This window comes from Cupriavidus necator (assembly GCF_013141915.1).
Lineage (GTDB): Bacteria > Pseudomonadota > Gammaproteobacteria > Burkholderiales > Burkholderiaceae > Cupriavidus > Cupriavidus necator_B.
The window spans coordinates 397000-403157 of the sequence record NZ_SROX01000004.1 but is presented as its reverse complement, the minus strand read 5'-3'; the positions used below and the strand labels follow the sequence as shown (position 1 = coordinate 403157).

General features: G+C 64.3%; 14 protein-coding genes. 1 reads left to right on the top strand and 13 read right to left on the bottom strand.

Annotation, left to right across the window (positions count from 1 at the left end; translation table 11 throughout):
• From E5S69_RS32160 to E5S69_RS11615, 13 genes are all read right to left on the bottom strand, one after another.
• Window positions 1-932: DUF3850 domain-containing protein (locus tag E5S69_RS32160; RefSeq protein ID WP_216621292.1), on the bottom strand; the 932-nt coding region annotated here is incomplete at its 3' end.
• A gap of 11 nt (window positions 933-943) precedes the next feature.
• Window positions 944-1384 carry a hypothetical protein gene (locus E5S69_RS11665; protein WP_171514800.1) on the bottom strand — a complete coding sequence of 147 codons (441 nt, stop codon included), beginning with the start codon at window positions 1382-1384 and terminating at the stop codon, window positions 944-946.
• A complete protein-coding gene (locus tag E5S69_RS11660; protein WP_171514799.1) occupies window positions 1381-1557 on the bottom strand; it encodes a hypothetical protein in 177 nt (58 codons plus the stop codon). The genes E5S69_RS11665 and E5S69_RS11660 overlap by 4 nt, the downstream gene beginning before the upstream one ends.
• Before the next feature lie 87 nt (window positions 1558-1644).
• Window positions 1645-2199, bottom strand: a complete 555-nt coding sequence (locus E5S69_RS11655) for a hypothetical protein (RefSeq protein WP_171514798.1) — start codon at window positions 2197-2199, stop codon at window positions 1645-1647.
• 66 nt (window positions 2200-2265) lie between these two features.
• Complete coding sequence (locus tag E5S69_RS11650) at window positions 2266-2889, bottom strand: lambda exonuclease family protein (protein ID WP_171514797.1); 624 nt, start codon at window positions 2887-2889, stop codon at window positions 2266-2268.
• Entirely contained in the window at window positions 2882-3703 is an 822-nt protein-coding gene (locus E5S69_RS32155) for a hypothetical protein (protein ID WP_216621291.1), read from the bottom strand. Before E5S69_RS32155 ends, E5S69_RS11650 begins: the two co-directional genes overlap by 8 nt.
• 42 nt (window positions 3704-3745) lie before the next feature.
• Complete coding sequence (locus tag E5S69_RS32620; protein WP_272871710.1) at window positions 3746-3877, bottom strand: hypothetical protein; 132 nt, start codon at window positions 3875-3877, stop codon at window positions 3746-3748.
• Between the two features lie 8 nt (window positions 3878-3885).
• The gene (locus tag E5S69_RS32615) at window positions 3886-4011 is read right to left on the bottom strand and encodes a hypothetical protein (RefSeq protein WP_272871709.1); all 126 of its coding nucleotides are present in this window, start codon (window positions 4009-4011) and stop codon (window positions 3886-3888) included.
• Window positions 4008-4214: a hypothetical protein gene (locus tag E5S69_RS11640; protein ID WP_171514796.1), complete on the bottom strand. Its 207-nt coding sequence runs from the start codon at window positions 4212-4214 to the stop codon at window positions 4008-4010. Before E5S69_RS11640 ends, E5S69_RS32615 begins: the two co-directional genes overlap by 4 nt.
• Window positions 4211-4381 carry a hypothetical protein gene (locus tag E5S69_RS11635; RefSeq protein ID WP_171514795.1) on the bottom strand — a complete coding sequence of 57 codons (171 nt, stop codon included), beginning with the start codon at window positions 4379-4381 and terminating at the stop codon, window positions 4211-4213. The genes E5S69_RS11640 and E5S69_RS11635 overlap by 4 nt, the downstream gene beginning before the upstream one ends.
• Window positions 4382-4384: 3 nt before the next feature.
• Window positions 4385-4651 carry a hypothetical protein gene (locus E5S69_RS11630; RefSeq protein ID WP_171514794.1) on the bottom strand — a complete coding sequence of 89 codons (267 nt, stop codon included), beginning with the start codon at window positions 4649-4651 and terminating at the stop codon, window positions 4385-4387.
• Window positions 4648-4977 carry a hypothetical protein gene (locus E5S69_RS11625; protein WP_171514793.1) on the bottom strand — a complete coding sequence of 110 codons (330 nt, stop codon included), beginning with the start codon at window positions 4975-4977 and terminating at the stop codon, window positions 4648-4650. The genes E5S69_RS11630 and E5S69_RS11625 overlap by 4 nt, the downstream gene beginning before the upstream one ends.
• 431 nt (window positions 4978-5408) lie before the next feature.
• The gene (locus E5S69_RS11615; protein ID WP_171514791.1) at window positions 5409-5840 is read right to left on the bottom strand and encodes a hypothetical protein; all 432 of its coding nucleotides are present in this window, start codon (window positions 5838-5840) and stop codon (window positions 5409-5411) included.
• A 97-nt stretch (window positions 5841-5937) separates the two neighbouring features.
• On the opposite strand from E5S69_RS11615, the gene E5S69_RS11610 reads away from it, so the two are divergent.
• A complete protein-coding gene (locus E5S69_RS11610; protein ID WP_171514790.1) occupies window positions 5938-6150 on the top strand; it encodes a hypothetical protein in 213 nt (70 codons plus the stop codon).
• Window positions 6151-6158: the final 8 nt, after the last annotated feature.

The following is a 6158-nucleotide window of genomic DNA, read 5'->3' as shown; positions in this document are numbered from 1 at the left end:
TGATTCGGCGTTGCACTGCCGCTCGGATAGAAGGTGCGCTCGATTTCCTCATCCGACAGCGCCACACCCTGCCGGTCAGGGCAGCCCGCGCACCCGAAATCGTTGCCGCAGTCCTTGTATTGGCACTGCCGGGCAGCGGGCGCAGGCTCTGCGGGGGCGGCGCCAAACACTTCGCCCTCGACGGCCGGCTCGGTGTATTCCTGATCGGTAAAGAACTTGCCCTGCAATGCCAGTTTGGCAACGCTGCCATCCTCCACCGTCGCGGTACCGGCCTCATCGCACCAGAAGTTCGGCGGCTCACCAGACACCGTATCCCACGCCGTACCGTCTGAGAGGATGAAGTGGCTGCCGTTCGCATAGAAGCGCAGCGCATCGAGAATGCCCTCTGGCACTTTCGGCGCATCCGCTGCGGGCTGGGCGGCGAGAAGGGCCTCACCGGCCGGCGTCATTGACCACAGCGCCGGGCTGCGCTGCGTGCGCTCCAGCAGCCCAATAGTCGTGAGCGCATCGAACCACTCGCGGCCAATATCGCAGCCTTCGTCATCGCCTGCGCATGCTTCGAACCGCTCCAGTTTCTCGCGGATCACCGTCAGCGCCCCAGCCGCTGCGCCCGCCACCATATGGCGCGCATGCTCACTATGGTCATCGTCGAAGGAAAGAACCACGATTCCGTCAGGGAGCCCGTATCCACGCTGGACGTGGGTGATTCTCTTCAGGTCTTGGCCACCGGTGTATTCGAGCGGCGCGCCGGCTCGCATCTGCTCGGCGGTGTTGACGGTCTCCAGCAGGTTCAGCCTGTCGCCAACACGGAAGTCCCGGTCATCGCGCCTCACCTCGGCCTTCTTGCTGCCGCTCAGGATGTCCTGAAACGGCCCGCGGTCGCACTTCAGTTCGTGCGTCAGCGCCTCGCGCTCTTTGCTCTTCTCGCTCATCCCAATCTCCCTCAGAACCACGCCGCCGCGGCATCGCGGTGCGGCTTCCAGTTTTTTGCCCATGCCCGGTGCTTGCTCTCCACCGCGGCCTTTAGCTGCTCTTCTTCGTTCATGGCGACGGTGCCTTGGCGGCGTTCCTTCTGCCTATGTGCCTTCGGCGTGATCGTAGGAACCACGCGCGGAACATCGGGCAGGTCACCGATTGCCAGCAGCGCGGTAAAGGTCGAGCGCTCCATCGTCCAGCCGGCGACGTGTATCAGCTTGCGCGCATGCATGTCGTCGACCATGCGGTTCAGCACGTGCTCGCGGATGCCTGTCTTACGGTGCACGCCCTTCTTGTGGATGCCGCGGATGCCGGCTTCCTTGATGCAGTCGAGAGCCTGCTGATACTGCTGCTCGCGCTTGGCCCTGTACGCCTGCTGATGCTTGGATAGGGTGTCGAAGTAGCTCACGCCACCCTCCGCTGCATCTTCTGCGACACCCGGCGCTGGATCAGCGCTTCGAGCTGCTGGGCCTTGTGGCGCAGTTCTCGGATCTCGGCGGCAGCGTCCTTGCGGAGCTGGCGCGAGTCGCTGTCCTCGCAGTAGCAGTTGTGAGATTCGAGGCGTTCGATGATGTCAGGCATGGTCGTGCTCGCTGTGAAAGGTGAGGCCGCCGCCGTGTCCATCTGCCTCGGTGGGCATGTACCGGCTCTGGGCGGGGCCTCGATGAATCAGTCCTGCTCTTCGGTTTCCGGCTCTTGCTGCGGCTCCGGCGATTCCCCGAACAGTTCGCCCACCGTCTGCGGCGCGGGCGCCCGGAGCGTGATCGTGATTTCCTGCTGGATACGGTGGGTGAGGATGCCGCTGTCGTGCTCATCCGGATGGGCCACCACACGGAACTTGAACAGCACGGTGCCGCCCTCTTGCGGGGAGATGCGCACGTCCTTGACGGTGCAGTCGTCCAGCTCGATGTTGCTGTCGCCGCCCAGGCCGTAGTCAATTGTCAGCATGTAGCCCTTGCCTTCCCAGCCCCAGGCAAACGGGCTCATGCGCTGGAAGCGGCGCGCGGTCAGCGCATTGCGGTCCGGCTCAACCAGGTCAGCCTGGTCCTCGGCCGCCTTGTACAGCGACTCGCGCAGGCCGGGCTGCAGAAGGTCCAGCGCGCTGGCGCTCATGCCAGCTTCGATCATCAGATCGGCGGCCGGCTTATGCTGCTTGCCATGCTTCTCCGACCGCGGGTTGTAGTTCGCGAGCTTGACGGGCTGAGCGTTGACGATTTCGAACATCAGCTATCTCCGGTGGGGAATAAAAGGGCAGCCGGGCGCCTCTGAAAACCCGGCCGCAAGGGGGTTCTATGCGGACTTGCGCGTCAGTTCATCGACCATCTGCTGAAGCTCGGCTTCAAACGCCAGCAGCTTGGCCTTCAGGTTCTCGATGTAGCCTTCGTCGCGGTCGATGCGCTGGTGATAGAGGCGCAGACGCTCGCATGCGCGCGGGTCGTAGCTGGTGAAGGCCCACCACTGGCGGCCAGTCACGAGCATGCAGCCCTGAACCTGCGGGATATGGTCGACTGGCATGCCCTCCAGCCAGGTCTGGATGTGCACCGACTCATCCATGGGGCACTTCGACTCATAGCCGCCAGTCTTGCCGATCAGGCCATCAGCGCTGCAGCCGATGAACGGGTATTCGGGGTGCAGCACGAAGTCGGCCGGCTCCACGATCAGGCCCGTCTCCAGCTCGAACGCCTCGCGGGCGTACTGTTCGACCTCGGTGCCCCACGTCAGCGCCTTGCCGAACACCTCGTGCATGGGCTCGCCCGACAGGCGCTCGAACGCCAGTTCGCGCATGTACTTGGCGCGGGCCACGGCCGGCGTGCCATCGCGCTTGATGGCGAGCACGTCAGCGAAGCGGCTGGCCGTGATCTTGCCGGCGCGCGCGCGGCGCCATTCGTCGGTGCGTTGCAGCGGCTCAGTCATGGTTCGGCTCCTGCTGTTCTGCGTCGGTGACTTCCGGCTCGGCGATGGCCTTCAGGCGCTTCAGTTCGTCCTGGCCGATGGCCTTGCGGTGCTGGGCCGTCAGCTTCACGCCGCACGGCAGCGTCGCGTTGCCGCCCCAGGCATCAGCAAGCGAGTCCGGCCCGCCTTCCTGCGCGATGAATTCGAGATCGCCGATGATCTGCTGCAGGTCTTCGGTACGCTCAGCAGGCTGCGGCAGGGCGGCGGCGGCAATCTCGGCGGGACGCGCGCGGGGCGTGATGTCGCGCTCGACGTTGACCGGGTAGTCCTGCAGTTCCTCCGCAACCGGGATGCCCTTCAGCACGTCGGCGAACTTGTCGCGCAGGGCGAAGGCGCGGGCGCGCATCTTCTTCATGCGCTTCGGATACTGCGTCCAGGGGCCTTGCTTGCCCAGCAGCCCGGCCTTCTGCGCCTCGGCATCGCCAAAGCGCTCGACGTGCTCTTCGTGGCCCTTGCGCTTCACCACGCAGACCGCGGTGCCGTTGTCGTCGTACTCGTTGACGTACTCGCACAGCGGCGACGACAGCACCAGCGCCAGCACTGCATCGCCCCACAGCGACGGGCGGCCGTTGATGACGGCGATGTTCTGCATGGCCTGCATCGGCTTCAGGCCCAGCTCCATGCCCCACTGGATCGCCACCAGCACGTTGCCGGGCTTGCCCATGAAATCCTTGGGCACGATGGAGGAATCGGCCAGGCGCTCCGCGAACTGCAGGGCTTCCGCCATGCTGCGCGGCGACAGGTCGAACTGCTGGGTGGTGGTGACTTCGTTCATGGTTGCTCTCCTGCGCGAGACTCGGCCGCGCGTTGTGGTTGGTCAGCGGGGAATCAGCGGCGCATCAATCCACCCCGCCAGCGCCATGGCGCCAAACAGCACGGCGGTGATCAGCACATCCCCGAGGATCGGGTTCTCTTCCAGCCATACTTCGAAGCGGTTGTTCGGGATCATGGTCAGCCTCACAGTCCGAAGAACTTCAGTACGTTCGCCAGCAGCAGCACGCCGATGGCGATCCAGGTGGCAGTGCGCAGGCGCTGGTTGTTGCGGCGGATGCGCTGGTAGGTCGGGTCGTCGGGGTGGATCACTGCTTCCTCCAGACGTATGCATGGAAATCGGGGTCGGCGTGGCCGTCCAGGTAGTGCAGCGCCAGCTGGTAGGCCGGCTCGCAGAACAGTTGCTCGTTGCGCTGCCAGTCGACGCGGTGCTCGACGCCGAAGTCGTCGACCACGTGTTGCAGTTCCGCCGTGCTGTACGGGTAGTGCGCGTTGCCGTAGTGCGCGAGTCTCACGATTGCTGCTCCTTGGCGCGGGCGAGGACGGCGTCGATTGCCTCGCGTGTTTCGTAGGTCATGTACTGAAAGCCCGCGGAATTCGCTGCCCTCTCCAGCGCTGCCACCAGCTCTCCGATCAGGCGCTCGTGGCGAGCCTGGCGCTCGGCTGCTTGTTGGGCGGTCATGGCTTACCCCTTGTTGCAGTCGTGTTCTTCGTTGCTGAACAGGTGCGCATCGGCGAAGTAGCCCTCGCCGGTGTCCGCCCCGTATGCCTCGCGCGCGCGGCCGGCGGCGATGCGCGCCATGTTGCTGCGGTAGGTGCCGGTGCTGCGCTCGCGCTTGATCGCCGCGCAGCGCTTTCCGCAGCACTTCGCCCAGCCACGCTTACGATCCGCCACGCGCGCCGTGAACATGACGCCGCAGACCTTGCACTTGCACTCACAGGTCGCGCTCATGCCACCACTCCGCGATGAATCCGCGCCTGCGCCGGCAGTTCGCGCTGCATCTGGCGGAAGCTCGCCTCGGCGTTGCGCACCGCGGCCTCCAACTCCTGCTCTGCCGACACCGTGGCGGCCTTCGTGTCGCGCAGGTACTGCTGCAGAACCTCGCGGGCCATCGACAGCAGCGCCTCGTCGCTCAGGTCGCCGCGCGCCACCATCGACGCCACCGCAACCATGTAATCGCAGGCGTCCCAGTCGAAGCCGTTGCAGAAGTTGACCGGGTCATTGGCCAGGCAGCGCGCAACCATGCGCTCGGTCTGGGTGAAGGCTTGAAGGGGCATCGCTCGCTCCTGGGTGTTTCGCTTTGATGGAGCTACTGTAGCAAGACGATACAGAAAAGGCAAGCAACATGATTGAGTAAATGCGCACGGCTGCGCACTGGCTGCTAAAGCCTCAGTGAGAGAGGGAGGGGGTTAGCCGAACGATAACGTCGGCCAGGTGATGGACTGCTTTGGGGAGGGATTCTGCGTAGGCGCCACTGATCGTGACCTCGTAGCTGCCGTCGGGTTGCAGCTCGATCAGGATGGCGTGTTTCTGCGTGGATCCCTCGTCTGGCGGCCTCGCGCGCTGTGCACGATGCTGCGCCAGATCAATGACATTGGACATGTGACCCCGACAATGCGGACTCCGGGTGGCCCGCCTTTTGTGGGGTAATTAAGGCATACGACTCAAGCGTAACGCTACAAAGTGGTGCTTAAATCTGATTTAAGAATCACTTTACGGCGCGGTGCTTTGAGGCCACATGGGCCCCGCTGAACCGGATCGGTGCATGCTCGCGCGCCTGCGTGGGCCCGGCGTGGGCCTGCAGCCAGCCCAGTGCCTGGGACAAATCAGCATCGGACATGCCCTCCAGGATCCGGCGGGCCTCCTGCAACTGCAGATCACGGAGCGACCCAGGCTCCACTTCAAAGTGCTCGACGTCGAGCCAGCCTTCTGGCTTGCCGCACACCTCTTCAATCCGCCGCGCGACCCGTGGCCCGATGTTCCGGACCGGGTTGCGCCCGATCAGCTGTCCCATCTGTGAATCCGACATACCCAATCGGCGTGCGAGATCGGCCGGCTGGCCCACTTCGTTGGCCAGGAGCCTGGCGTTCTCCCGCCTGATTTCCGCGTTCGTTTTGACCTTCTGCATGGTTGCGGACATTAGCGACTCCATTCACCTTGATATACAAGCACGGAGATTGATTTACCGTATCACTGTGCTATAGTTCTCCTGCAAACCACTTTTGCAGGACAGAACAATGGACCTGAAAGCCTATTTCGAAGCGACTAAGCCGAAGGAGCGCCGCGCCCTCGCGGAGAAGATCGGCACGTCCGAGGAGTACCTCCGCCTCTGCGCCAACGGCCATCGCCAAACCGGCACGACCCTGGCGCTGAAGCTCGTTGCCGCTGAGCCTCGGCTGAAGCTCGCTGATCTGCGCCCCGATATCTGGGGCCAGGCTGTTGCCGCCTGACCGGAGCC

Bases quoted from the DNA above. Each gene is read 5' to 3' on its own strand.
- E5S69_RS11660 (WP_171514799.1), bottom strand. From the start codon at position 1,557: ATGCCTGACATCATCGAACGCCTCGAATCTCACAACTGCTACTGCGAG.
- E5S69_RS11655 (WP_171514798.1), bottom strand. From the start codon at position 2,199: ATGTTCGAAATCGTCAACGCTCAGCCCGTCAAGCTCGCGAACTACAAC.
- E5S69_RS11650 (WP_171514797.1), bottom strand. From the start codon at position 2,889: ATGACTGAGCCGCTGCAACGCACCGACGAATGGCGCCGCGCGCGCGCC.
- E5S69_RS32155 (WP_216621291.1), bottom strand. From the start codon at position 3,703: ATGAACGAAGTCACCACCACCCAGCAGTTCGACCTGTCGCCGCGCAGC.
- E5S69_RS32620 (WP_272871710.1), bottom strand. From the start codon at position 3,877: ATGATCCCGAACAACCGCTTCGAAGTATGGCTGGAAGAGAACCCGATC.
- E5S69_RS11635 (WP_171514795.1), bottom strand. From the start codon at position 4,381: ATGACCGCCCAACAAGCAGCCGAGCGCCAGGCTCGCCACGAGCGCCTG.
- E5S69_RS11630 (WP_171514794.1), bottom strand. From the start codon at position 4,651: ATGAGCGCGACCTGTGAGTGCAAGTGCAAGGTCTGCGGCGTCATGTTC.
- E5S69_RS11625 (WP_171514793.1), bottom strand. From the start codon at position 4,977: ATGCCCCTTCAAGCCTTCACCCAGACCGAGCGCATGGTTGCGCGCTGC.
- E5S69_RS11615 (WP_171514791.1), bottom strand. From the start codon at position 5,840: ATGTCCGCAACCATGCAGAAGGTCAAAACGAACGCGGAAATCAGGCGG.
- E5S69_RS11610 (WP_171514790.1), top strand. From the start codon at position 5,938: ATGGACCTGAAAGCCTATTTCGAAGCGACTAAGCCGAAGGAGCGCCGC.